This window comes from Schaalia sp. lx-260 (assembly GCF_021083645.1).
Lineage (GTDB): Bacteria > Actinomycetota > Actinomycetes > Actinomycetales > Actinomycetaceae > Pauljensenia.
In genome coordinates this window covers 37,120-63,919 of record NZ_JAJNRQ010000002.1, presented here as the reverse complement: position 1 = coordinate 63,919, position 26,800 = coordinate 37,120, and the positions used below count along the sequence as shown (strand labels likewise).

Below are 26,800 nucleotides of genomic sequence, written 5' to 3'. Positions count from 1 at the left end.
AGCAGAGCCACATAATGAGCAGCCACACCTAAAGAACAACAGATCACTATAGGTAAGTAAAGACTACAAATAAAAGCAGACTAATCCTGCACAACCCCATCAACCCCAACAATTGCTTTCACTTGCGAGAAAAAGGCCGAAGATTGGGAAACCCGCAGCTTTGAATCCAATTCAACAATCGTAGTCCGCCCTGGCTCCGTCACATACAGTTGCACAGGGGAAGCTCCAGGAAAATCCTCCAAAACTTCACGCAAACGTGTCAAAACCTCAGCCGTGCACCGAGTAGCTGGCAACGTGAGTTTCAACGGCGTATCAGTATCCTCACGTAAATCAAGAATCGTCATCGACTGGCCATACACACTCACCTGATCGTCACGAACCGATGTACGCCCTTCAACCTGCACAATAATGTCAGGCACCAAATAGGACTGAATTGTCTCATATGCACGCGGGAAAAAGAGCACTTCAACAGAACCAGACAAATCCTCCACAACAGCAACAGCCCACGGATTACCCTGTTTTGTCACCTTTGTTTGAACAGAGGAAACCAAACCTGCCAAGCGTACTGTACGCTCCCCTATTGCCTCATCAGAGCCAACGATAGTCGCAATTTCTTGATCTTGATGTTGAGCCAAAGCAGCTTCAACACCACGTAAAGGATGGTCCGAAACATACAGGCCAAGCATTTCACGCTCTTCAGCAAGCTTTTGCCGCCGATCAAATTCAGGCACATCAGGAATTTCAATAGCAAGTCCCGCACCTTGCCCCTCATCTATCTGAGCCGCTCCAAAAAGATCAAATTGACCTATTGCTTCATTACGTTTCAGATCAATCACTGCATCAATTGCTTCATCGCAGCGTGAAAGCAAAGCGCGTCGCGTATAACCTAAAGAATCGAATGCCCCCGCACGGATAAGAGATTGAATAGTGCGTTTATTACACACCACTTGAGGCACTTTATCTAAGAAATCCTGGAATGAAGAAAAATTACCTTTTTCAGCACGTGTCTGAACAATTGCTTCTACGACATTTGCTCCCACGTTCTGAATTGCCGACAAACCAAAACGAATATCCGCACCATCTGGAGCAAAAGTAGCCATCGAAGCATTAACATCCGGCTGCAAAACCGTAATCCCCTGATGACGACATTCAGCAAGATACAATGCTCGCCTATCTTTATTATCTTTCGTTGAGGTCAGCAACGCCGCCATATATTCAGTCACATAATTAGCTTTAAGATAAGCCGTCCAATACGACACCAAACCATAAGCAGCCGAATGCGCCTTATTGAAAGCATAATCAGAGAAAGGCACAAGAATATCCCACAAAGTCTGAATACACTCCATTGAATACCCTTGAGAAAGCATCCCTTGACTAAAAGGTTCAAATTCCTTGTCAAGAATTTCTTTCTTTTTCTTTCCCATTGCTCGGCGCAGCATATCCGCTTGCCCCAAGGAATAACCAGCAAGTTTCTGAGCAATCTGCATAACCTGCTCTTGGTAGACAATCAAACCAAATGTCGTCCCCAAAATATCGGCCAGAGGCTCAGCTAATTCAGCATGAATAGGTGTGATTTCCTGACGGCCATTCTTACGCAATGCATAATTCGTATGAGAATTTGCACCCATCGGACCAGGACGATACAAAGCACCTACAGCTGAAATATCTTCAAAGTTATCTGGCTTCATCAACTTGAGGAGATCACGCATCCCCCCGCCATCAAGCTGGAAAACACCAAGAGTTTCACCACGCCCGAGTAACTCATATGTTGGGCGATCTTCCAAACCCAGACGATCAAGATCAGGAACTTCTTTCCCATTCAGTGAAATATTTTCTAACGCATCAGAAATCACCGTCAGGTTACGTAAACCCAAAAAGTCCATTTTCAACAGACCCAGAGTTTCACACGTGGGATAGTCGAATTGAGTGATGACAGCACCATCTTGAGGGCGCTTCATAATGGGGATAATATCCATCAGCGGATGAGAACTCATAATCACAGCGCAGGCATGAACACCCCATTGACGAGTAATTCCCTCTAAACCGCGCGCATATTCAACCACTTCATGAATATCAGGGTTTTCTTCGTAGAATTTACGAAATTCGCTCGCCTCAGGATAGCGTTTATGTTCAGGATCAAAAATACCGGCAACAGTGATGTCTTTACCCATCACCGAAGGCGGCAGCGCTTTAGTGAGCTGCTCCCCGACTTTGAAATCTCGCCCCAAAATACGTGCTGAATCTTTCAGAGCCTGTTTCGTTTTAATAGTGCCATAAGTGACAACCTGACTAATTCGATCTTCACCGTACTTCCGCTTCACATATTCAATGACTTCATCACGACGACGTTCGTCGAAGTCAATATCAAAGTCAGGCATCGACACGCGTTCCGGATTCAAGAATCGTTCAAAAATCAGGCCGTGTTCTAAAGGATTCAGCTCAGTAATACGCATAGCGTAAGCAACCATTGACCCTGCACCAGAACCTCGTCCTGGACCTACACGAATTCCTTGTTCTTTCGCCCAGTTAATGTAATCAGCAACCGTAAGAAAATACCCCGGAAAGCCCATAGAAATAATGACATCTTCCTCATATTCAGCCTGCCGACGCACCTCCTCTGGCACACCTTGAGGGAAACGTAAACGCAAACCGCGTTCGACCTCTTTAATAAACCATGAAGTTTTGTCCTCACCTGCAGGAACCGGTGGATCAGGCATGTACGAAGCACCCTCACGTGTCGTACGAAATTCAACTTCACAGCGTTCAGCAATTTCTAAGGTCGCATCACATGCTTGCGGCAGCTCTTTCCAGATATCACGCATTTCTTCTGAGGAACGTATGTAATAGCCATCCCCATCAAATTTGAAACGATCCGGATCAGAAATACGTGAACCCGAGTTAATACACAGCAAAGCATCTTGGACACGACGATCTTCTTTTTTCACATAATGTGCGTCATTTGTAGCCACCAAAGGCGCATCCATCAGTTTCGCTAATTCAAGTAATTGTTTTTGTGTACGGCGTTCAAACTCTATCCCGTGATCCATGATTTCTACATAAAAATTCTCTGGACCAAAAATATCGCGTAATTCTGCGGCTTCACGCACCGCTTCATCCCATTGTCCCAAACGCATACGTGTTTGAACTGCACCCGAAGGGCACCCTGAAAAAACAATTAAACCCTCATGGTAGCGTTCCAGCAGTTCTTTATCGGCACGCGGCCATTTACCAAATTGCCCATCTAAAGAAGCATGAGAACCTAAACGAAAAAGGTTATGTACTCCCTGAGTTGAATAGGCAATCAAAGTCAAGTGATTGTATGCGCCACCAGCAGATACATCATCAGCGCGCTGCCAAGGTTCTCCCCACAGGATTTTTTGTCGATCAAAACGTGAAGTACCTGGAGTCACATAAGCTTCAAGACCGATAATCGGCTGAATACCTGCAGCTTTTGCGGCAGCATAAAACTCATATGCACCAAAAAGATAACCGTGATCTGTTAGGCCGATAGCGGGCTGACCTAAACGAGCTGCCTCAGCCACCATTGGTTTGATCTTCGCGGCTCCGTCAAGCATCGAATACTCAGAATGATTATGTAAGTGAACAAAAGATTCCCGCGAAGCCATAACCTGATTTTAGCGTTCTTGAAGTGATGCGACCACGGCGATCATTTCTTTATGAGCAATCCCTGCTTCCTCAAAAACCTCATGAGTTGTGGGACGATACCCGTGTTTCTCGTAGAATTTTTCAGCCTGCACCTGCGCATCTAAAAGAATGTGAGCTTCCTGACCGATAGGAGTAAGCCGCGAGATGTGTTCATGAGCTGCGCGTAAAAGCTGTGACCCTTTGCCTTTTTTACGCCAAGCATACTTCACAGCGAAACGTCCTAAACGGTATCGGTTATTTGATAGTGGAACAATGCGAAGCGTTGCTATCACAGCGCATGGAGTGTCTTCACATACTTCATACCCCACTAAGTGAATCACATCTGAGCGCAGATCATATGCGTCTATCTCAAGGATCATGGGAACATTTTGCTCACGGACAAATACTTCCCATCGCAACTCAGCCGCACCATCACGCAATACACGACTCGTTGCTTCTGTTGTTATGAACATTGATTTTCTGCCCTCCTCCATTCATCATATTGTTGTCGAAGGTCAGTCAAACCAACATGTCACACAAGCGGCATACTCGACTGAGCGGCTTTTCCTCTTATGTCACAGGATTTTTAGGAGTGACGCATTATGTCAAGTGCCGCTTTCAGATCAGCAGGATATGGTGAACGAACTGTCACTGGTAAACCTGTACGTGGGTGCTGAAAAGTTAGTTCCACCGCGTGTAGCCACTGACGTTCCAGCATCAGCCGCTGCGCCTGTGTGGGATCTGCCCCATAAAAAACGTCACCAACACACGGGTGTCCAATGGCTGCCATATGAACACGTATCTGGTGGGTGCGTCCCGTTTCTAAGTGAATTTCTAGGAGTGAGGCTCCAGGTAACCATTCCAACGTGTCATAGTGTGTAATTGCTGGTTTACCCCCATCAATCACAGCCATACGCCATTCTCGTGAAGGATGACGACCAATAGGTGCATCAATTGTTCCCACTGATGGGTCAAGATGACCTGCAACGAGCGCATGATAAATCTTGGTGACACTACGCTCTTTGAAGGCACGTTTCATCACTGAATAGGCGACATCCGATTTTGCTACCATCATGGCACCTGAAGTACCAACATCTAAGCGATGAACAATCCCTTGACGTTCAGGTGGACCATAAGTGGTGATCCGATATCCTGCAGCTTCAAGATTTCCTAGCACTGTGGGTCCTGACCATCCTGGGCCTGTATGAGCGGCTGTCCCCACAGGTTTATCGACTACTACGATATCCTCGTCATCGTAAAGGATATTCATGCCGACCACCGGTGGCGGCGTGCTATCCGGTGCGGGCAAGGTCACCTCAATAATGTCTGTTGAGTTGAGGCGATGTGATTTCGATATACGCATACCATCAATCAAGACATCACCATTGTCAACGAGTTCAGCACATTTGCTACGAGACATACCTAAAAGCCGCACTAAAGCAGCATCAATACGTTCCCCCATGAGGGCATCAGGTACAGGAAAATATCGAGTATTGCTCATAGTCATCATGAAGCAGATGAGTCCACGTTTGTTGTCGTGTCTGCATCTGTTTTGCCTATTTTTTGAGGGAGTTCGCGGCTAAAAATACTGAAAAGAACCAGGAAGCAAGCGGCGAGGACAATCCAGATATCTGCGACGTTGCCGACAAAAAAACCACCGTAGTCAATAAAATCAACGACATGCCCTATTCCCAGTGCAGGTGGACGAAGTAAACGATCAAGCAGGTTACCGAAAGCGCCACCAACCAAGAGAGCAGCAAGTAGGGCGTATACACGTGAACTTGTCCGCGTGATGTACACGCTCAAAGCAATAACAACAATCATGCTCACGAGTGTGAAAATCCACGTGCGATTTTGTCCTAGAGAGAAAGCAGCACCGGAGTTATACGTGAGGTGTAATGACAAAAACCTTGGAATAAGTGTGAGCATTTTATTGTCACTTAAAGCATGAAGTGCCCACAGCTTTGTCATCTGATCTGTTACAACAGCGCAGAAAGCGACAAAGAAAGCCAAAAAAATATGCCGATGAGGGCGTGTAGTCATTATCTTCCTCCAGTTGATGTGCCAGAGGCGGCGGCGCGAAACTGCGCCACCGCCTCTGGTCAGCTACACGTATGTAAAGTACTCAGGCTACGGTGCTGTTACTTACCTCAGCAAGTAAACCTTCGAGGTGTGAACGCAAGTTCGTGCGATATTCAGACTCGAATCCACGCAGCTCGTTGATCTTTTCTTCAAGTAAGCCACGTTCGTGATCGAGTTGAGCCAAAATTGTTTGATGCTGGTTTTGAGCATCAGCAACGATTTCGTCACCCTTTGTACGTGCTTCGGAAATGATCCGTTCGGATTCTTCACGACCATCACGCACGTATTCATCATGTACACGCTGAGCCAGAGCAAGCATTGAAGTAGCAGATTCTGTATCAACCGGAGCTTGGACTGATTCTGCAACAGAATGCTGTGTTGCACGAGCTTCTTCAAGGGCTGCCGTCAGTTCTGCGATACGACGCTCAGCAGCTTCAAGAGCCTCATCTGAAGCACCCGGAACCGAAGCCACAGAAACTGTTTCAGGAGCGTTACCTGACAGTTCCGCGATACGACGCTCAGCAGCTTCAAGTTTTTCTTTCAGATCTTGATTTTCAGTCTGAAGGGTGTAGATCGTCGATACAACCTCGTCGAGGAATTCATCAACCTCAACCTGATCGTAGCCTTCACGAAACTTCACGTACTGGAACTTCTTCGCGAGCACATCTTCAGTAGTGAGCAGGGCCATTCCTTTGCCTCTCTGTCTCTTGGATGTCGCGCATACGAATTTGCTCTTGCGTATGCGCTACGGGTGTATCGGCAGATAACCCGTCATGCACTTCATGAATATAATATCTGAAACGATGTCACATTATCATCATTGGTCACATCTCACATAATTTTGATGTCAGATGTACTGCAGATAAACAGCAAAACGCTGCGCAATAAGGACTATCAGCACAACAATGATGAATCCCATATCCACAGCGAAGCCCTGTCCTAATCGCAATGGCGGAATGTGACGCTGAAAAAATCGTATGGGCGGGTCCGTTATCCAAAAACACAAGTTAAATAACGGTAACAAGGTAAGGGGTGGTCGCCAACGTGGTTGAAAAACATTCACCCACTGGATGACCATACGCGCAACCAGAATCATCATATACACAGATGAAACGAGTGAGAGAAGCCACCCGACCCAATGAAAAAATAAAGTCACGTATCAGCCCTGATTAAAGAGCATACTCCGACGAGGTGTACCACCAAAGTCGCCACTGACCTCCACTGTACGCGGAGAAAGCAAGAAAACTCCCGGAGTCACTCGCTCAATGACACCATGTAACCCAAAGGTTAAACCTGCAGCAAAGTCAATCATGCGACGAGCTTCCTCATCGGACATTTTTGTCAGATTCAAAATAACTGGCAGCCCCTGACGGAAAGACTCTGCGATAGACAAAGCATCCGCATAGGAATCAGGATGCACTGTGACTATCCGAGAAAGCTGGGGAGCAGGAGAAGCCTCCGAGTATTTTTCAGAAACCTCATGAGTAGGGGTTTCATGTCGCACAGAAGGCAAAGGGGTCACTTCGGCAAAATCTTCAGCCGCAGCATAAAACTCTTGGTCGTCTTCCATGTTCTCTGGGGTATACCATCCGAGGAAACGACGAGCACGCGCCCCAAAAGGCTCTGTCATTCTTTTCTCCTTACCTATAAGTGTGCTGCTGCCACCGTAGTGGGGTATGAGCGTAAAACTGTTAAGACACGCGGAGAGTCATCAATATCACCAAAATAATAAGGACGAATAACCCCTATTTGACGTCCCGACTCAGGATTTCGACGGTGAGAATGACATGTGTCCTCCTCGATTGTGCAGATACCTTCAACAAAGATTTGTTGTATTCCGCGCATCCGCATTTCTTCACACGCTGCCGCCTGTAAATTGATGGCAGGAGTTCCCCAGCTTGTTGTTGAGTAAGCTGCCGGATGGGTCATTACTGCCTGGTCACGCATTGATGCCGGCACCTCGTAACAAGAACCACAAGCTGATGGGCCAATGACGACACGCACATCTTCCATCTGACATGATAGGTCCCGCATCAGAGAAAGCGTGCGAGTCAAAATTCCTGATAAAAGTCCTCCTCGCCCCGCATGAACGCAGGCAACGACAGAACCGCCACATGCTGACATGAGGATCGGCATACAGTCTGCGACCATAACTGCTGCAGCAGGCGCATTTTTCCACTCACGCGCGTCAATAATCATCGCGTCGGCCACGATTGGGCCGTATTCCATTGGATACGGGGAATCAGGTACTCTCAATTTTGCTAGGTCATCATCACAGGTAAAAACGGCCACCTGATTCCCGTGTACTTGATTCATCCATATAATCGCGCGTCCAAGATCATCAGCTAAATGATGACGACGCTCATGCACTTTTTCCTCATTATCAGAAACATGAAGGCCGTAATTCGCCCGCAAAGGATCGGTGCCGTATCCCGCTCCAGTGAAGCAGTACACGGCACCACGTGTATCCACAGGGGTCATCGTAAGAAGTCTGGGATGTCAAGGTCTTCTGGACGTTCTTCCTCATCAAAGACACGAGGTACTTCCAGTGAGGCTTCTTCTTGAGGCCCCTCCGTCGGAACGTGACCGACATGTGATGCTGTCGGAATCGGAGGAAGGGGTGACTGTGCAGAGGCGCGGCGAGTAGGAACTTCCACAGTCGCACGGTGAGCAGGTCGAGCAATTGGAACTTCACCTAATGATCGCTTCTGTACTTCAGGAACAGGAGGTGCAGAAGTCATTACTTGACGAGCAGCGGGGGTTGGTGCAGGAGTTGCTGAAGGCGCTGTAAAGTTTTCGTCCTGAGTGTCGGCTTCATCAAAACCCGCGGCAATGATTGTGACGCGGATTTCGTCGCCTAATGCATCATCGACCACGTTACCGAAAATAATATTGGCTTCCGGATGAACAGCTTCACGTACAAGCTGTGAGGCCTGAACGATTTCATGCAATCCAAGATCAGATCCGCCTTGGAAGAACATAAGGACACCGTGTGCGCCGTCAATAGAGGCTTCAAGCAGAGGCGATGATATAGCTGTTTCAACAGCTCGTAAAGCGCGATCTTCACCGGTTGCTGCACCAATACCCATCAGAGCAGAACCTGCATCCTTCATCACTGATTTCACATCGTTGAAGTCCACATTGATAAGGCCCGGGGTGGTAATCAGCTCAGTGATACCTTGAACACCAGAAAGAAGGACCTGATCGGCTGCGCGGAAAGCTTCTAATACGGAGATTCCCGTATCTGAAATTTTCAACAAGCGATCATTGGGAATAACGATGAGGGTATCTACTTCTTCGCGTAGTGCATTCACGCCCGCGTCAGCTTGCGCTGAGCGACGCTGCCCTTCAAAGGAGAACGGACGTGTCACAACACCAACTGTCAGCGCTCCACTTGCCCGCGCGATACGTGCCACCACGGGGGCTGCGCCGGTTCCTGTTCCGCCGCCTTCACCGGCGGTCACGAAAACCATGTCAGCGCCTTCAAGTGATTCCGCAATTTCATCAACGTGATCCTGCGCAGCTTGACGACCCACGGTAGGATCGGCACCTGCACCCAGACCGTGTGTTAGCTCGCGTCCAATATCAAGTTTCGTATCTGCATCGGACATCAGAAGCGCTTGTGCATCCGTGTTGACAGCGATGAAGTCGACGCCTTTTAAGCCTACTTCGATCATGCGGTTAACGGCATTGACACCGCCGCCACCGACACCGACGACCTTTATCACAGCTAGTTGATTCTGGAGTGCCGCCATGTGTCGTTCTCCTCACCCAATCCCAAACCTTCAACCTCAAGTAGAAGGTTGTTGTTTTTCCTGTATTCTGGCTGAAAGAAAATAGAGGTCAAAACCGCAATGAGCAAGTATGTGCTCGGGCGTGTCGAAACACTCGGACAAAACTAGCGAATCACAGGACGTGTAGGCGCTGAAACATCATAGGTAGCAGCCGAACGCTCCGCCACCAAAATAGCTAACACACGACTTTTCAGCTCCACAGCCTCATCAGTCCCCCACACCACCGATGCACCTGATGTCAATGTAAAAGTCACAAACATACCATCAGAGGACATAAGATCACATTGACTCTGCAGATCCGTACCTAAAGCAGTCCACGCATGATACAAAGCAGCAGCAGCCTGAGTACGTTCCTTCCCCTCCTCTTGAGGTAAAACAACGCGCGCAGTACCCTCAGCAGGAACACCCTGACCCCGCCGCAAAATAACACCCGACTCATCAACATGATTCCACGAAGAATCAAGCCTTTCCGATAAAACAACTTCACGAAGCGTCAAAACAATATCCAAACCCACAGGATAACGTCGCTTCACTTCCACATCCTTTACCTGCGGAAAAGAATGACGAATATGCTCAGCAATCGACGAAAGAGACAAACGAGTCAAAGGAACGCCATACCATTGCTCCACTGATTCAACGACAGCCACAGGCGACACAATCTCATCATCACTTCCCGTCACCTGTATCTGCTGTTGCTCTAAAGCAAACAAACGCGAAAAAAATACACCCCACACGCACAGCGCCACAGCAAGAACAGAGAAACATGCAACGATATAACGTCCCGCACGTAAACGACGACGAGCACGTCTTTTTTCTTCAAGCCGCGCAGTCGCAGAGGCAACAGGCGCTCCCTGAGAAACACCCATAAGTTCCACGGCGGCACGTGAACCAATAGGTCGACGAAGAACCTCACGTAAACGATGACGACGCCCCGATAATTTCACAGTATCTGAAACAGAATCCTCAGAAATACTCTGCCGCGCTTCCTCTTGTACTATGCGACGGTGCCGCAAAGACTTCTTACCCCTTTGACGAACAGGTGCACCTACAGGTACAGAACAAGAAACAGAAGTATCCTCAGGAACACGGATACTCACATGCGCAGATTGCTCAAGATCAGAAGAAACCGACTCAGTAAAAACAGCCGAATCCTGTGACAGGCCCCCTGTTTTTTCCTGACCAGGCACAAACTCGCGCCCTTGAGTGTCCTGAGAACGTGAATCAGAAGAACGACGAGGACGAGGCGGAGTTTTCACTGCAACGACTCCCACTGACGCAGCGCATCACATGCGCATGAAGTAATATCACCCGCACCCATCAGCAACAAAACACCATTTTCGCCGGTTAAGTGAGCAGCAACACGCGTTGCTTCATGCATATCACGTACCCATTGCGCCCCTTGAATATGACGGGAAATAATCGAAGAATCCACGCCCTCCACAGGATCTTCACGAGCAGCATAAATATCGGTGAGCACCACGTGATCCGCAGTTGATAAAGCCCGGGCGAAACGATCAGCAAAAGAAAGAGTACGAGAAAACAAATGAGGCTGAAAAACAACCGTGACAGGACCACCCTGCGCCACCATCCGCGCCTGAGCAAGAGCAGCCGCAACCTCTGTTGGATGATGCGCATAATCATCAAACAAACGCCGCGAACCTACCTGTCCGCGTAACTCAAAACGACGCGCAGTTCCCGTGAACGCACTAAGCGATTGAGCCATGACCTCAGGTAAAACACCGAGTTCACAGCCCACAGTCCAAGCTCCCACCGCATTTAACACATTATGTTCACCAAATAGCGGTAATGAAATACGCACAGAAATATCCGCATAAGACACTCGCGCTTTCATCCCATCCGCTCCTACATGCACATCATGTATCTGCACATCTACAGGAATCAAACAACGCTCAGGACGACCATAGGTAAGTACACGGTGACGTTGAGAAGCAGCTTCAGCTAAACGAGCAGCACCGGCATCCTCTGCACAGCAGACAAGCAGCCCCCCCTCAACTAAACGATCAGCAAACTCAAGGAACACAGCCTCGAATTCTTCAGGACTGCCATAGCGATCCATATGATCCGGTTCCACATTCGTCACAAGCTCAATCACAGGAGCATAATTCAAAAATGACCCGTCAGACTCATCGGCTTCAGCAATGAAAATATCGCTTGCACCCACATGGGCTCCAGAACCGTAACGACCAATCACAGACCCCACTGCTGCGGAAGGATCATAACCGGCCTCAGCAAGCGCAACAGTCAACATACCTGATGTGGTTGTTTTCCCATGCGTACCCGCAACCGCAACAAAACGCATACCCTGCGATGCTAACTTCAAGGCCTCAGAACGGTGAATAATGCGCTGCCCACGCTCACGAGCCACCCTATACTCAGGATTTGATTCACGTATTGCTGTTGATACGACCACCGTTGCATCTGCTGAAACCGCGTGCGCATCATGCCCGCACCGCGCATCAATACCAAGTGAACGCAGACGCTCTAAAACAGGCGAATCGCTTCGATCACTGCCAGAAACCACAGCTCCTCCGGCTGCAAGAAGCTCAGCAATAACCGACATGCCAGCCCCGCCAATACCAATAAAATGGTAACGATCAGCCACGAGCCATCGCCTCCCCCATCACGAGATCTGCCAAACGAGTCGCCGCATCAGTCTTTCCGATATTCACAGAGGCACGTTTCATCTGATCTAAATGGTCAGAAAGCATTAAAGAGAAAACTTCTTCACGAACAAAATCCGCGTCCACACACGCATCCTCCACAAGGAGCGCGCCACCGCAAGCCACATGATCGGCAGCATTCAGGCGTTGCTCACCATTACCGATCGGCAGAGGCACATAAACACACGGCAAACCTAAAGCCGTCATTTCAGCCACCGTACCCGCACCACTGCGACACAGCACAAGATCAGCAACAGCGAGAGCATCCTCCATTGTCGAAAGGTAGTCATGCACCAACCAACGCGAAGAAACCCCGGCCTCTTGAACAGCGGTACGCACTGCTTCGTCTTTACCACGACCAGTCAGATGAATAACTTGAACATCCTCAGGTAAAAAACGCGCAGCCTGAGTCACAACCTCATTCAAATGAACAGCACCCAAAGAACCGCCTGTTACAAGCAGTGTTTTCATATCCGACGAAATACCTAAACGGGCAGCAGCTTGGAAGCGCCGATCCTGCAACTGATCGGGGTGACGACGAGCCTGCGCTAATTCACTGATCGCACTACGCAAAGGCAAACCTGTCACCGTCGTCATTCCTCGACGAGCCTGCAAAGGAGTAGATTCAAATGTTAAAGCCACGACACGCGCCCACTGCGCCCCTAAACGATTAGCCAAACCTGGACGCACATTTTGTTCATGAATAACCACTGGAACGCCACGTGAACGCGCCGCAAAGTACGCAGGCGTTGACACGTAGCCACCAAAACCTACAAGCACATCCACGCTTTCAAGGAGTTCTTCACAGCGCTTCACTGCTCGACGCAAACGTAACGGCAAAGTCATTAAAGCTGGCGTTGGTTTCCGAGGAAGGGGTACTTTCTCAATCGTTTCCAATGGAAAACCGTGAGCCGGGACAAGATCAGATTCTAAACCCTCCTGAGTTCCAAGAACGATCACTTCATTTCCGCCTTCACGCAACACATGACCTGTTGCGAGCAAAGGATTCACGTGACCTGCCGTACCGCCACCGGCTAAAAGGAATCTCATCGTACCTGCCTGCTTCGTTTCGTTACTTTATCCGCTGGCCGGCGTTTAGGAAGTACCCGAGGATCACGACCAGCAGAAGATTCATCGGGCCGTCCCCACCTTCCCATGCCTGCTTCATCTCGCGCGAATCCAGCAACAACGCCTAAAGCAAGAGCAGTGAAAAAGAATGAGGAACCACCATAGGATACCAACGGCAAGGGAACACCAATAACCGGACCGATTTTTGTTACTGAAAAAATATTAATAATGGCTTGAATTCCAATCCACGAGGCAATTCCCGCAGAACTCACCGCAACAAAAGGTGAAGTGGTTGTCATACACAACCGCACAAGCGCCCACACAAGAACAGCTATACATGCAAGAACAGACAGGGTACCTAAAAGCCCAAATTCTTCACCTAAAATAGCTAGAATAAAATCCGTATGACCTTCCTGAAGATAATTCCATTTTTCACGTGAAGCCCCCGGGCCTAAACCTGTTAAACCACCAGAACCCAAAGCCCACAGCGCGTGGTCAATCTGTTCTGGTGCAGAAAGGTTACGGACACTTTGACGCCACGGAAGAATATCAAGAACCCGTCGAATACGTGAAGGATTCATCGCAACTAAAAGAACCATGACCGGAATGCTGACAACCACGGCCCACCCGAACCATTTTGCTGGTAGCCGAGCAACCCATAAGGCACCGACGCAGGAAACCATGACAACTAAAGCAGTTCCAAGATCACGGCCCAGCATGATGGAGCCAACAGCTATAACAAAAGCAAGGCCCACCGTCGCAGCCATTTGTTTCCAGTCATGAAGACGAGCACCTGTACGGGTAACCAGACGTGCCAAAAAAATGATGATCGCAAGTTTCATAAATTCGGAAGGCTGTGCCTGCCCCAAAATCGGCAGGTAAATCCAGTTCCTGTTACCGCCAACTTCCCTGCCAAGCGGCGTGAAAACCAAAAGCTGTGCCAGTAACGCAGCCACAAAAATAAACGGAGCGCATTTATACCACCACCAGGGGTTAATCATGTGCACACAAGCCGCAAGCAGAGTAGAAATGACAATAATTCCAAGCTGGCGAAGAAAAGCAGAATACGGGCTTTCACCTTGCGAGATATGAAGAACCGCCGAGGCAGAAAAACCCATGACCAAGCCAAATAATGTCAATAAGGTAGCGGGAATAATGATGAGGTAATAGGTCACCACAGGATGAGCAGGAGGCCTTTCTTTGTTTCGATCTCCAAACTCAATTTTCGGTAGGCGAAAACGCATATCAGACCTCCCCTGCCCTTTTTACTTCCCCCATTGGCGGGCAAGTCGCTGCACAGCCTCAGCAAATACGTCACCACGCTGACCATAATTCTCAAACTGATCCCACGAAGCACACGCCGGCGCTAAAAGAACCGTATCACCTGGACGTGACAGGGCAACAGCTTCATTCACCACTGAAAACATCCAATCCTCATGTTCAGCTACTTCAACAACCGGTATTTCCGGAGCATTCTGTGCAAAAGCACGAGCAAAGTCAGTGCGGTCTGCGCCGATAAGAACGACACCTCGAAGCTGATCTTTAACGCGCACAATCATGTCATCAAAGACCTGCCCTTTCGTGTCACCACCGCAAATCCAAATAGCGCTATGCGGCTCTAATCCACGTAAAGATGCTTCAGCAGCATGCGCATTCGTTGCCTTTGAATCATCAATCCAGGTCAGATCTGCAGCCTCAGCGATCACTGCGCGACGATGAGCGGCCGGACGGAAGGTACGCAAGCCCTCAGCCACACTTTCAGGTGAAACATCAACAGAACGCGCAAGCGCAGCCGCAATCAGCGCGTCCATCATTACTGCTGCTGTTACAGAACCACCATAGGCAGCAGCAACATCTTCAACATCAGCAAGGTGCAGGGCGTTTTTGTGTCGATCAGCTACAAATGCCCGATCTATCAAATGATTTTCAACAAGCCCCACCTGCGATACAGATGGAATCCCCAATGTGACGCCGATAGCACGCGCCCCCTCAATCACATCGGCATCTTCAACCATTTTTTCAATAGGACGATCATGCGCTGGGTACACGCAAGCCATCTGGGTATGAGTATAAATACGTGATTTATCATTCGCATACGCTTCAGGACTTCCATGCCAATCCACATGGTCCGCATCCACGTTAATACATACGCAAGCCCACGGCGATAGCGTATGAGTCGTATGCAATTGGAAACTAGAAAGTTCAACGGCAAAGATGTGCGCATCTGTGTCAATAGCTTCACAAATGGGAGAACCGATATTTCCTACTTCCATTGCGTGTTTACCTGCAGCCCGTAAAATCGAACCCAGCATACCAACGGTTGTTGTTTTACCATTTGTCCCAGTTACGCAAAGCCAAGGCCTACCAGCATGCGGCCCTGATTCTTGCAATTGCCACGCAAGTTCAACTTCACCCCATACGGGAATTGAGGAGCGCTCACATGCCTGCATGAGCGGGGTATGCGGAGCGACTCCCGGTGAAACAATAACGAGTGTTGGTTGTGCTGCTAGGACCGCCTGTGCTAAAGATTCTGGATCTGTAATCGAGCGGACGTTCACCTGTGGAAGATCCGGTAAGGGAGCTGCCCCTTCTTTCCCGTCAAAAACCATCACGTCAATGCCGCGACGCACTAAAGCACGGGCAGCGGCCTTGCCTGACACACCCCATCCGACGATTGCTACTGGTGACTGAGGAATCACAGGCGAGACACCCACTCTGCATAGAAAAGAGCCGCCCCAATCATGGCAAGAAGTGCGGCAACTAACCAGAAACGAATCACAATTGTGATTTCTTTCCATCCTTTTTGTTCAAAATGGTGATGCAAAGGAGCCATGAGGAAAACGCGGCGGCCTGTTGCTTTGAAGAAAGCCACTTGAATAACCACTGAAATAGTGGTGGCAAGGAATAAACCGCCTGCAATCACTGCAAAAAATTCCGTATGCGTCAGTAAAGAAACACCGGCGAGGACACCTCCAAGTGCGAGTGATCCTGTGTCACCCATGAAAATTTGTGCAGGAGAACAGTTCCACCACAAGAAACCCGCTAAAGCTCCTACAAGTGCAGCACAGATGATAGCGATATCCAGAGGATCACGTAACGCATAGCACGCATGAACATTCAATGTCCGGCCGCCACATACCTGCATTGTAGAAAAGTACGACATGAATGTGTAGGCACCGAAAACAAAAATAGATGCACCAGCAGCTAAACCATCAAGCCCATCCGTCAGATTCACAGCATTCGACCATGCTGTTACCAGGAAATTTGCCCACAGAATAAAAAGAATAACGCCGAGGATGATGCCGCCAAAAACCAGTGACACGGTCAAAGTGTGCGTAAACGTAATCTGGAGGGCCCCCGGGGTGTACCCCCTTTCATCGGGCAATATGAGTGCGCCCACGGCAAAAAGGGAAGCTACCGCAAGTTGGCCAATGATTTTTGCACCGGCATGAAGCCCCAACGAACGCTGACGCATGATTTTGATGGAATCATCAAGTAAACCGATCACGCCTAAACCTACAAGAAGGAAGATCAGCAAAATACCTGACCATGTAGGCCCCCCGTTTAGAAGGGAACCGACAAGCCATCCGATGACGGTGGCGAATATGAAAACTACGCCCCCCATTGTTGGAGTACCGCGTTTTGTGAGGTGTTGTGTAGGCCCATCCTGACGGATGAACTGACCGTACTGGTGGGCAACCAGATAGCGGATAAACAGAGGTGTCAGACCTAACGAAAGGACAAGGGCTAAAACGAAAGCCAAGATAAGCCCTATCATCGGACGGTTCCCCTCTCAATGAGCATGTCGGCGACAAGATGAGCGCCAGAGCCATGCGATCCTTTCACAAGGAGCACACAGTCCTCAACTATCTCCTCTGAGAGGATACCGAATGCTTCCTGTGGTGTACGCGCATGACGTGTGCGGGTCGCCTCAGAAAGTTCCTGTGTGATATATCGCGCCCCGTCTCCCAAAGTAATCACGGTATTAATGCCACAATGACGTGCCATCTGTCCGACTTGACGGTGCATAGCTTCAGCTTCATCACCAAGTTCAAGCATTTCACCCAGAAGTGCTATGCGAGGGCGAGTACCAGCCAATGTTCCTAAAGCAGTAATTGCAGCACTTATCGAATCAACATTCGCATTATAAGAATCGTCAATCAGCGTGTATCGGCACGAACCGTAGTTTAAGGAGCGCACGTCCATTCGATGTGGTGATTGTGCACGGGCATTCGATAGGTGCTTGGCTATATCTGCTGCTTCCAGTCCCAAAGCATATGCTGCTGTAGCGGCTGCTAAAGCATTAGCAACATGGTGAATACCAACTAATTGTAAAGTCACAGGATATGTGTGGTATTCAGTAATTTCATCGGATGGGGTCGAAAGATGAGCTGAGGTTTCTCTTTCTTTTACGGTTGCCACTGGACTATGTGTTTGAGCAGGTAACATAAGTGAAAAAGATGGACAGCCTTTTTCGTCTATCTCAACATCTGCGGCGGTCACACATGCATCAGTTTTCCCCGCGGCAGAAAAAGTCATCACGTGGCCTTGTGTGCGATGTGACATGGCCATCACATTCGGGTCGTCTGCGTTGAGGACAGCGATGCCTTGAGATGTCAAGGCTTCCACAAGTTCAGCTTTTGCTTGCGCGATTCCTTCTACGTTGCCAAAGCCTCCCATGTGCGCGTGCCCAACCATCAGTTCAACTGCGACATCGGGAGGTGCAATATCCGCAAGGTAAGCAATATGTCCACGACCAGAGGCACCCATTTCAAGAACAAGGTAACGTGTGTTTTCTGTAGCTGTCAGGACAGTCAGCGGCATACCGACTTCATTATTGAAAGAGAGTTTAGGTGCCACTGTGGGACCGTGAGCGGACAAGATCTGATGGAGCAGGTCTTTTGTTGTCGTTTTTCCTGCAGATCCTGTCACAGCGAGCACACGTAGGTTCGGATTTTTGGCTCGAAGGTCTGCAAGATGAGCCTGCGCAAGGCGTCCCAAAGCACGTGTCGCATCTGGAACACGTATCTGCGTATTTGGCCCATCTGCACGGTATTCTTCAACAATCGCAGCAACAGCCCCATTGTGCTTGGCAGATGCGAGGTAGTCATGCCCATCCGCATTTTCACCGCGTCGCGCAACGTAGAGTGAACCCGGTGTCACTTCACGTGAATCAGTGGTGACAATTCCTGTGATTTCACAGGAAGGGCCGGTTATTTGCCCTGAGAGTGCCTGTGCGATCCAGTCGCTGCTGCGGTGCATCTTTCTCCTTCCAGGTGTTTTTCCTGGTGTGCTGTGAATCCTTATTGAGAACTGGACGGATATAGCTGGGCTTCTTCGGCAGAGGCAGGTACGCCGAGAATACGAACGGCATCTGCTCCCACGTCACCTAGGAGAGGAGCGGAAGAACTATCACCGTATAAGCCATTAGCAGGATTGTAAATGACAACGGCAATAGCGAGTCGTGGTTTATCGGCGGGAATGATTCCTGCCGCAGTTGAGAGAATACGTTTGGTTCCTCCCTCAAAGATTTCTGCGGTACCAGTTTTAATACCGACACGGTATCCTTCAACTTTCGCTAAGCCACCTGTGCCGCCTTCACCCGAAACAACGGATTCCATCATTTTGGCTATCTGAGCTGCGGTATCGGCCGATATTACTTGAACGGGTTCAGGAGCTTGAGGGGTGTGTACTGTGCCGTCCGCTAAAGTCCACGAGTCAATGATTCGTGGGTTAATTCGTACTCCCCCATTTCCGATGGTTGACATGAGTGTGACTTCTTGGAGGGCATTCATTGAGTAGGCTTGACCGAACATGGTAACGAAACGGTCACGTCCTTGCCATTGATCTGGGGGACGTAAACTTCCGGTAGTTTCGCCGGGCAGTTCAATTCCTGTGACTTCACCAAAACCTAGGAGACGCATAAATTCGTAGCGTTCTTCGTCGGTGAGGGTTTCACCGATTTGCATTGTTCCCACATTGGAAGATCGAGCCAAAATACCGGTACTTGTTAGGTTAAGAACAGGGTGTGGGATAGCATCTTTTATGATGCCATCGCCACCGGGAAGCTGCACTGTCGAAGCTACTTCATATACTGAGGTGGGTGTGCTTGTTCCTTTTTCTATTGCTTGCGCCATGGTGACGACTTTGCCAACAGAACCTGGTTCAAAAGCGTATTGGACAGCTGAAATGGGTTGTACTTTTGATTTATTTGGCGCTTCAGAAAATGAGTCTGCAAGGACAAGGACTCGTCCGCTACTTACTTCGGTGACTACTACTGCTCCCCACTCTGCTTGATGTTTACGCACACGGTCATCAAGTTTTTCTTGCACTAAGTGTTGCAGATCAGCATGAAGTGTCGTACGGATTGTCGCTCCGTTCATGGGTTCTTCGATGACTTTTTTACCGCCGGGCATTACAGCACCATTCGGCGCAATTTCGTACGCTTCTTTACCAGCAACGCCTTCTAACAGAGAATCCATCGTTGCTTCGAGGCCTGAGGCGCCTTTGCCTTCAGCATTGATGGTACCGATAACTGGTGCTGCTGTATTTCCATTGGGGTAGACACGGTCTGTGACGGCTTCCCATTCGATACCGTGTATGTCGAGTGCGCGAATATCCTTGTAGGTTTGTGCGCTCACATTTTTCTTCAGGTACACGTATGTGCTGTCACCAACGAGTTGTCCGCCAAGTGTAGCCTCATCTATGTCGAGAAGTGGCGCAAGAAGTCGGGCGGCTTCTGCAGGACCTCGACCTTGTATTTTTTGAGTTCTTTTGCCGTCTACTGTTTCGTAATGTATCCAGCGCGCAATATTTTGTTGATTTGCTGCAATGTGATAGGTCTGAACAGAATCAGCAAGTACGGTCCCGGTCGCATCAATAATTGTGCCGCGCTGAGCAGGAACCTCTGACACTTGGGTGCGGACAATTTGTCCTTCTGTTGCCAGTGTTTTTGCTTGGATAATTTGAATATCAAAGAGGCGTACAGCGCATATACACAGTAATAAGAGGGTGATGATGACGATCCATCGTGCCCGACGAGCCGAAAGTGTCATTGGGCAGCCACACCTGCGTCAACTGTGCCATCTGCTAAGCGAATGATTCCTGGGCGTCCGGAAGGAACCATATCTTGCGCTTTGGCGGCCTTTTCCAATGAGATCGCAGATGAGCGTTCATGGATCTGTACTTGCATCTGGGCAGCTTGAGAGTTGAGTTCGTTGAGTAGAATTTGCTGCTCACGAATAGCAAATGATGTTTGGGCCATCCGCGTATTGAGCAGCATAGGTGTCACGATAGCTGCAACGAGTGCGAACAGTACCACGAGTGTCAGCGGGAGGACCGAACGACGTGGCTGCGCTCCTCCCTCAACGATATGTAGCCGTGGAGTGGCTGGCATACGCAGCTGATCTGTCCGCGTTGCCGGACGGTTCCTGTTGGGTACAGCGCTCATATTCATTCCTTCCACGGTGCAATAATTTGGGCTCCGCGTAGGCGTACAGATGCAGAGCGGGGATTGTGTTCTTGTTCTTGGGTATGTGCTCGTTGCGCACCGCGTGTCAGCAATGTGAGACGTGCTTGAAGATGCGGAGGTATTACCGGCATTTCGGGGGGTGCTTGATCTGTTGCGCCACGTTTGAAAATATCTTTCACAATGCGGTCTTCAAGGGACTGGTAGGATTCCACTACCAGTCGGCCACCGATCCTGATGCTGCTCAGTGCGCGAGGAAGCGCGTGTTCAAGAATGCGTAGTTCGTCGTTGACGGCAATACGTAGTGCTTGGAATGTGCGTTTTGATGGATTCCCACCTGTACGCCGCGCAGGTGCAGGGATGGAACGACGAACAATATCAGCAAGCTGTCCTGTACGTAGTATCGGTGTTTTCTCGCGTTCTGTCACGATATTTCGCGCAATTCTTGAGGCAAAGCGTTCTTCACCGTAGATTCTTAGAATACGTGTCAGTTCCGCTGCGCTCATATGTGCAATCAGGTCTGCTGCTGTAGGCCCATCTGTAGGGTTCATCCGCATGTCAAGAGGAGCATCAACAGCGTAGGAGAAACCACGTTTTTCTTCATCAAGTTGCAGCGAGGAAACACCTAAGTCCATGAGGACGGCTTCAACTTTCCCGTCATGACCATATTCCTGAGCCACTTCGTCAACGTGGTCGTAGGTTGTATGAACTGCGTGAAAACGAGAGCCGAATGTGCTCAGTCGGCGTGAAGCAATACTGATTGCTTCAGGGTCACGGTCTATACCAATGACGGTGACATTAGGGAATCGTTCAAGAACAGCGTGCGTGTGCCCACCCATTCCAAGGGTGCAGTCAATCAAAATAGGTTTTTCCACTGTGAAAGCGGGAGCTAGCATAGCTAAGCATTCGTCAAGGAGGACAGGGATATGCAAAGTTGCAGGGTCAGCATGTTCAGGCCCGGCCATGCTATATCCTCCTTTCCTCTGTTTCCTTGAACATTCCTTCGCCTATCGGGGTCCCCCACCGAGTTCTGCCATCGGGGAAGTGATGTCAGACCTTGGGGCGGAGACCTCAATATGCGCTTTAGAACATTCCAGGAATGATTTCTTCTTCTGTATGTGCGAATGCTTCCTCTTGGAGGGCAAGGTATTCATGCCAGGCCTCGGCATTCCATATTTCTGCTCTGCTTCCTGCGCCAATAACGATGAGTTCTCGACCAAGATTGGCGTAATTTCGCAGGTCAGATGGAACAACGATTCGACCTTGCTTATCAGGCATTTCTTTGTATGCGCCAGAAAGCATGACGCGGATCCAGTCACGAGCTTGTTTTGATGACAATGGTGCGCGTCGCAGATCAGCGGTCATATTCTCAAATTCGTGGGCTGGAAAAGCGTAAATGCAGCGTTCTTGCCCGCGAGTGAGAACAATCCCTCCCTCCATGTCTGCACGGAATCGGGCAGGCAAAATTACACGTCCTTTGTCATCGAGCTTTGGCTCGTAAGTTCCAAGAAACATGTTTCACCGCCTTCCCCTGCGTGACATCTTCCACCACTTTACTCCACTTTTTTCTAAAATCAAGATATTTACACGCAAAAACTCTTGAGTTATTGCATAAATATGCTGAAAATAAGCCAAAAATAATTGGTGGAGGAAAATGGGGGAAAATACACACTTTTATCTCAACAGATACGCAGGATAAAAGTTTCCACACACACACTAAAGACCGCAAAATTTTTAGGAGATACTGCTCATAGCAGCGAAAAAGACTCAGAAAAAGCGATATATCCCCAACAAAGGCGCATAAGAATCACAAACACATATCTATGCTGGGGAGCAAAGTGGAAGCAGAAAAACTATGTGTCACAACCAACTATTTCATCAAAGCATTCAACACAAAAAGTTGAGACACAATCACACAAAATGACACAAGAGCAGCACAAATATTCCGTGCGCACAACAGCGTACGCACAACAAAAATCACATAGCGCTTTAACGCTGCTGACGCTCATCCCAATACTGTTGCTGCCTGTACATGAAACGGGACCACATGCCTTTACGTGAAACAGCCCCAGCAGAAGCACTCTGTGATGAATCTGTTCGGAACATCCACAGCAAACCCGACACCATCACAACAAACCCGCATACCGCCAACGCAATAGACGTATAACTGTAACCCAAAGACACAGCTGTTAATAACAGCAGCGAACCAACAATGACGACACACAGCCCCAAAATAAAACGACGAGGTGACAAACGCAGACGCTCACGTGGCACAGGGCGAGGCTCAGCAGCAGAATCAGACATACCTGCCACAAATTGGGGATCCGAACGACGGAAATCTGCTTCCATCTGTTCAAGAACTTTCTTTTCGTACTCAGATAACGCCATCGCGCACTTCCTTGTCGTCGTCTCAGTTGCCCTTAGTCTAATGCTCTGTGGCCCGAGGAGACGAATCTCCATTCTTTGTGGACTCTAACAAACGAGCCGGACGTAATGCATACGCACCAAAACGTTCAACCACCTGATCCATTGCACGCTCAGTTGCCCGCGGACGAGGATCTTCCTCCAAAGGCACAGCAAAACCTTCATCTGCACGTCGAAGCCCTTCCGCACGCACACCCAATAAACGCACCCCAGCAAGGGGAATGGGCTGAGCTTTCAGCAAACGCTGCGCAGCCAACGCGAGGCTACGCCCCACATCAGTAACATCAGGTAAAGTTGCCGAACGAGTTACCGTCACAAAATTCCCATCACGTATTTTCAGAGCAACACCAGAAGCAACAAGACCTGCCCTACGCAGACGCGCAGCACATTTATGAGAAGCAGCCAAAACAAAACGCTCTAATTCTTCTCGCGAATAAATATTGTGTTCAAAAGTGCGTTCCACACCCACAGATTTTTCCGGATGAACAGCAGCAACCGGACGAGGATCAATCCCCCACGCCAAATTATGTACGTGATGAGCATGAGCCGTACCTAAAAGTTTCACCACACGATCAATAGGTAAAGCAGCAAGATCACCTATGGTGGTCACACCCTCACGCTCCAGTATCTCCACAGTACGCGCGCCTACACCCCATAAAGCTCCCACAGGTAAACCATGTAAAAAAGGCAAGGTCGCCTCATGAGAAATCAACAATAAACCATCTGGCTTCGCATTAGCTGAAGCAATTTTTGCCACAGACTTATTGACTGCAATACCAACAGAAGCGGGTAAACCTACTTCAGTGCGCACCCGCTGGCGAATCAGCTCTCCAATCACACGCGGAGAACCTAAACGCCGCCGAGCACCCGACACATCCAAAAATGCCTCATCAATACTGACCTGCTCATAAACAGGGGTAATACTCGACAATACCTCCATCACACGATGCGAATACTGTGAATAAAGCGAATAACGAGAGGCCACCACATACGCATGAGGACATAAACTCCGCGCGCGACCCATTGGCATTCCTGCACGCACCCCTAAAGCACGGGCCTCATATGTCGCAGAGGTCACAACACCGCGATTACCTTTACCGCCCACAATCAAGGGACGTCCACGCAACTGCGGATTCTCTTGTAATTCAACCTCAGCGAAAAAAGAATCCATATCAACATGAAGAATCGGGGTATGTGAATCATCATCACCCCAATCCTTTACTCCCCTGCTATCACGTGGAGCGTGAGACATATACACCCCCTTTTGCTCATAGCCCCTATTTTCCCTCATTTTTCACTACAGTGTCTTTCATGAAAAAAGGTCCCCGGCTGCGCGGCGCTGAAGAATTCCCCATTGACTACGGATACGCCCGCCTTACTCAAGACGGCCCCCTTCTCACCTTATTCCTCAATGATGTGGAATCGTCATGTATTGATATAAACGACCCCACGCATATGGATTTTGAATACATGCAACATATGACATGTGCTCTCCAGGCCACCTACGAGACGCAGGCACGTATTCAGGTCCTACATCTGGGAGGAGCCGCATGCGCACTGCCGCGAGCTTGGGTCACACTTTTCCCCCATTCACGGCACACTGCTGTTGAATACGATGCAGCTTTAGCGCAACTCGTGCGTGAACACTTTGACCTACCACGGGCACCTCAATTGAAAATTCGTGTCGGTGAAGCACGCCATGAAACAGAAAAGACTCGCCCTCAACGTTGGGATGTTATCGTGCGTGATACTTTTGCTCACGGAGAAGTACCCTCGCACCTACGCACCATTGAATACGTTCATTCTGTTGCGCGCGCATTAAGCCCCGGCGGACTCTATATGGTCAATTGCGCACATGGTGGCATAAGTGACGCACGCTATGATATTGCTGCCGTATCTGAAGTTTTCGATCGAGTCATTGCTATTGCAGATCCAAAAGTAGGACGCGGAGGACGCAGAGGAAACGTCGTCCTTATTGCCCAAAACACCTCACCTAAAACACATGCCCCTGCACAAAAGACTTCTTTTCCGCATAACGACTTATCCTATGAAACGGCGAGCGCACCTGTACCTGTGGTAAGGACACATGCAGATTCACCCTTCACTAAATCTAAATCTGAATCCGAATCCGCTTCATCTTTTCAGCCTATTGTTTATCACAACACTGATTTTTCTCTGTGTGATTTTGAGGAGATTGAACGTTTACTCAGGCGTTTGCCACTGCCTGCGCGGGTAATACAAGGGCATGATATGCGTAAATGGTACGCCGGTATTCACCCTCTACATGACGAAGGCGCATAAGATCACCGTAGGCTCCCCTGTTTGCTCGTAAACTACCAGGAAAACTGCAACTTTTAATCAGTCAGTTGTTCGACCAAAGAACACATGTCGTGCTTTTATCAGTGTGAGCACAAAACCTATGATGCCAATAAGCCACAGGAAGGCCTGCGCACTCATAGCTACACGGAAATGGCTCCACCCTAAGACCTCATCCCCTGAGAGCGCATCAAGGGTAATCCCGATAGTAAGCATCGTCGTCAAAGTCGCCATGAAACCACCCATATTTGCCACAGATAAAGCTGTTCCTAATGTGTGGATGGGTGAAGTCATCCGGACAATATCAAATGCAAGCGATGAAGATACCGCCCCCAATGCCAAAGCCACAACAAGGCAGGTGGCAGCAAAGATAGAAGGCGGCGAATACGAAGAAAGCAACCAAGCCCATACTGCGGCAATCACCGTGAAAGATAGGGCAATCATATGCGGACGTCGTTTCGGCATCCGCGCACTCACAATACCCATCACAGGGCCGAAAAGAATATTTGTCACAGAGAAAATAATGAGCATCCTGCTGACTTGTTCTGGTTTCATCCCCATACCTAAGGTCATAAAAGGAACTCCCCACAGCAAAGTGAATGTCATCGGTGGCCCTGCGCCAATCCAATGAGCAAAGAAACCAGCCCATGTTCCTGGATTACGAAATACATGAGGGGACACACTGGGGAAAACCTGAGAATCAGACGGGGTGTTTTGTGTTGAATCACGTATCCCAAGAGCAGCGATGAAGGCCACGATCAGTGCAGCGGCGGCTGTCATACAAAAAGCAGGGCTCCACCCCCATTGATGAAGTGACATCAAAAACGGTCCTGCAGAAAGGATTTGTCCAAAAAGCCCGAAGATTGACGTGAGTTGAGTAAATATTGGGATGTGCCGTATGGAAAACCACGAGGACAGTAAGCGTAAAACTGAAATAAATGCTGTGGCGTCTCCAATGCCTAAAAGGATTCTGGCAATGATCGCCCACATAAAAGATGAAGAAAAAGCCATTTCGGTTTGTGCAATAGCAACAAGGACAGCACCCAATGTCATCAGTCGGCGCGGGCCCCATCGATCAAGCAGAATCCCCATCGGAATCTGCGCGCAGCCGTAAACCCCTACTTGAAGGGCAGCAAAAAGAGCAAGTCCCGATGCTGTCAGGCCGAAGCGTTCTATTGCTTCTACGCCGGATACTCCTAATGACGTACGAGCAGTAACAGCCACTATGTAGATCAGCATTGCGCATGCCCATACGCGAATACCTGTAGCAAATTGTGGCGGTGTGTGATTATGCGATGGTGTCATGGTGTACGTCAGAAGAT

The 26,800-nt window shown here is 49.1% G+C and carries 24 protein-coding genes; 1 reads left to right on the top strand and 23 read right to left on the bottom strand.

What is annotated here, in order from left to right; translation table 11 throughout:
- Nucleotides 1–80 precede the first annotated feature (80 nt).
- The 22 genes from dnaE to dinB all read right to left on the bottom strand — a co-directional run bounded on the left by dnaE (nucleotide 81) and on the right by dinB (nucleotide 24,414).
- Entirely contained in the window at nucleotides 81–3,626 is a 3,546-nt protein-coding gene (gene dnaE / locus LRP57_RS02285; protein ID WP_231204721.1) for a DNA polymerase III subunit alpha, read from the bottom strand.
- Between the two features lie 9 nt (nucleotides 3,627–3,635).
- Nucleotides 3,636–4,118, bottom strand: a complete 483-nt coding sequence (locus LRP57_RS02280) for a GNAT family N-acetyltransferase (protein ID WP_231204719.1) — start codon at nucleotides 4,116–4,118, stop codon at nucleotides 3,636–3,638.
- Nucleotides 4,119–4,231: 113 nt separating this feature from the next.
- The gene (locus tag LRP57_RS02275) at nucleotides 4,232–5,146 is read right to left on the bottom strand and encodes an RluA family pseudouridine synthase (RefSeq protein ID WP_231204717.1); all 915 of its coding nucleotides are present in this window, start codon (nucleotides 5,144–5,146) and stop codon (nucleotides 4,232–4,234) included.
- 5 nt (nucleotides 5,147–5,151) lie between these two features.
- A complete protein-coding gene (gene lspA / locus LRP57_RS02270; RefSeq protein ID WP_231204715.1) occupies nucleotides 5,152–5,688 on the bottom strand; it encodes a signal peptidase II in 537 nt (178 codons plus the stop codon).
- Nucleotides 5,689–5,770: 82 nt separating this feature from the next.
- Entirely contained in the window at nucleotides 5,771–6,415 is a 645-nt protein-coding gene (locus LRP57_RS02265; protein ID WP_231204713.1) for a DivIVA domain-containing protein, read from the bottom strand.
- Nucleotides 6,416–6,574: 159 nt separating this feature from the next.
- Nucleotides 6,575–6,883 carry a YggT family protein gene (locus tag LRP57_RS02260; protein ID WP_331274734.1) on the bottom strand — a complete coding sequence of 103 codons (309 nt, stop codon included), beginning with the start codon at nucleotides 6,881–6,883 and terminating at the stop codon, nucleotides 6,575–6,577.
- Between the two features lie 3 nt (nucleotides 6,884–6,886).
- On the bottom strand, nucleotides 6,887–7,357 hold the full coding sequence (locus tag LRP57_RS02255) for a cell division protein SepF (protein WP_231204709.1): 471 nt from the start codon (nucleotides 7,355–7,357) through the stop codon (nucleotides 6,887–6,889).
- 14 nt (nucleotides 7,358–7,371) lie between these two features.
- Nucleotides 7,372–8,208, bottom strand: a complete 837-nt coding sequence (locus LRP57_RS02250) for a polyphenol oxidase family protein (RefSeq protein ID WP_231204707.1) — start codon at nucleotides 8,206–8,208, stop codon at nucleotides 7,372–7,374.
- Nucleotides 8,205–9,482, bottom strand: coding sequence for a cell division protein FtsZ (gene ftsZ, locus LRP57_RS02245; RefSeq protein ID WP_231204705.1), 1,278 nt, complete (start codon nucleotides 9,480–9,482; stop codon nucleotides 8,205–8,207). The genes LRP57_RS02250 and ftsZ overlap by 4 nt, the downstream gene beginning before the upstream one ends.
- Before the next feature lie 143 nt (nucleotides 9,483–9,625).
- Entirely contained in the window at nucleotides 9,626–10,777 is a 1,152-nt protein-coding gene (locus LRP57_RS02240) for a cell division protein FtsQ/DivIB (RefSeq protein WP_231204703.1), read from the bottom strand.
- Nucleotides 10,774–12,102, bottom strand: a complete 1,329-nt coding sequence (gene murC / locus LRP57_RS02235; protein WP_231205224.1) for a UDP-N-acetylmuramate--L-alanine ligase — start codon at nucleotides 12,100–12,102, stop codon at nucleotides 10,774–10,776. Before murC ends, LRP57_RS02240 begins: the two co-directional genes overlap by 4 nt.
- A gap of 34 nt (nucleotides 12,103–12,136) precedes the next feature.
- On the bottom strand, nucleotides 12,137–13,252 hold the full coding sequence (gene murG / locus LRP57_RS02230) for an undecaprenyldiphospho-muramoylpentapeptide beta-N-acetylglucosaminyltransferase (RefSeq protein WP_231204701.1): 1,116 nt from the start codon (nucleotides 13,250–13,252) through the stop codon (nucleotides 12,137–12,139).
- Nucleotides 13,249–14,514: an FtsW/RodA/SpoVE family cell cycle protein gene (locus tag LRP57_RS02225; RefSeq protein ID WP_231204699.1), complete on the bottom strand. Its 1,266-nt coding sequence runs from the start codon at nucleotides 14,512–14,514 to the stop codon at nucleotides 13,249–13,251. Before LRP57_RS02225 ends, murG begins: the two co-directional genes overlap by 4 nt.
- A gap of 21 nt (nucleotides 14,515–14,535) precedes the next feature.
- The gene (gene murD, locus LRP57_RS02220; RefSeq protein WP_231204697.1) at nucleotides 14,536–15,969 is read right to left on the bottom strand and encodes a UDP-N-acetylmuramoyl-L-alanine--D-glutamate ligase; all 1,434 of its coding nucleotides are present in this window, start codon (nucleotides 15,967–15,969) and stop codon (nucleotides 14,536–14,538) included.
- Nucleotides 15,966–17,048, bottom strand: coding sequence for a phospho-N-acetylmuramoyl-pentapeptide-transferase (mraY, locus tag LRP57_RS02215; RefSeq protein ID WP_231204695.1), 1,083 nt, complete (start codon nucleotides 17,046–17,048; stop codon nucleotides 15,966–15,968). The genes murD and mraY overlap by 4 nt, the downstream gene beginning before the upstream one ends.
- Nucleotides 17,045–18,532, bottom strand: coding sequence for a UDP-N-acetylmuramoyl-tripeptide--D-alanyl-D-alanine ligase (locus LRP57_RS02210; protein WP_231204693.1), 1,488 nt, complete (start codon nucleotides 18,530–18,532; stop codon nucleotides 17,045–17,047). The genes mraY and LRP57_RS02210 overlap by 4 nt, the downstream gene beginning before the upstream one ends.
- Nucleotides 18,533–18,573: 41 nt before the next feature.
- The gene (locus LRP57_RS02205) at nucleotides 18,574–20,325 is read right to left on the bottom strand and encodes a peptidoglycan D,D-transpeptidase FtsI family protein (RefSeq protein WP_231204691.1); all 1,752 of its coding nucleotides are present in this window, start codon (nucleotides 20,323–20,325) and stop codon (nucleotides 18,574–18,576) included.
- Nucleotides 20,322–20,720, bottom strand: coding sequence for a hypothetical protein (locus tag LRP57_RS02200; protein ID WP_231204689.1), 399 nt, complete (start codon nucleotides 20,718–20,720; stop codon nucleotides 20,322–20,324). Before LRP57_RS02200 ends, LRP57_RS02205 begins: the two co-directional genes overlap by 4 nt.
- Before the next feature lie 2 nt (nucleotides 20,721–20,722).
- The gene (gene rsmH / locus LRP57_RS02195) at nucleotides 20,723–21,703 is read right to left on the bottom strand and encodes a 16S rRNA (cytosine(1402)-N(4))-methyltransferase RsmH (protein ID WP_231204687.1); all 981 of its coding nucleotides are present in this window, start codon (nucleotides 21,701–21,703) and stop codon (nucleotides 20,723–20,725) included.
- Between the two features lie 118 nt (nucleotides 21,704–21,821).
- Nucleotides 21,822–22,253 carry a division/cell wall cluster transcriptional repressor MraZ gene (gene mraZ / locus LRP57_RS02190; RefSeq protein ID WP_231204684.1) on the bottom strand — a complete coding sequence of 144 codons (432 nt, stop codon included), beginning with the start codon at nucleotides 22,251–22,253 and terminating at the stop codon, nucleotides 21,822–21,824.
- 474 nt (nucleotides 22,254–22,727) lie between these two features.
- Entirely contained in the window at nucleotides 22,728–23,126 is a 399-nt protein-coding gene (locus tag LRP57_RS02185; protein ID WP_231204682.1) for a DUF3040 domain-containing protein, read from the bottom strand.
- A gap of 37 nt (nucleotides 23,127–23,163) precedes the next feature.
- Nucleotides 23,164–24,414 carry a DNA polymerase IV gene (gene dinB / locus LRP57_RS02180; RefSeq protein WP_231204680.1) on the bottom strand — a complete coding sequence of 417 codons (1,251 nt, stop codon included), beginning with the start codon at nucleotides 24,412–24,414 and terminating at the stop codon, nucleotides 23,164–23,166.
- Nucleotides 24,415–24,473: 59 nt separating this feature from the next.
- Here dinB and LRP57_RS02175 point away from each other — a divergent pair, with 59 nt between their 5' ends.
- Nucleotides 24,474–25,463 carry a spermidine synthase gene (locus tag LRP57_RS02175; RefSeq protein WP_231204677.1) on the top strand — a complete coding sequence of 330 codons (990 nt, stop codon included), beginning with the start codon at nucleotides 24,474–24,476 and terminating at the stop codon, nucleotides 25,461–25,463.
- Nucleotides 25,464–25,520: 57 nt separating this feature from the next.
- On the opposite strand, the gene LRP57_RS02170 is transcribed toward LRP57_RS02175, so the two are convergent.
- Nucleotides 25,521–26,783, bottom strand: coding sequence for an MFS transporter (locus LRP57_RS02170; RefSeq protein ID WP_231204675.1), 1,263 nt, complete (start codon nucleotides 26,781–26,783; stop codon nucleotides 25,521–25,523).
- Nucleotides 26,784–26,800 lie beyond the last annotated feature (17 nt).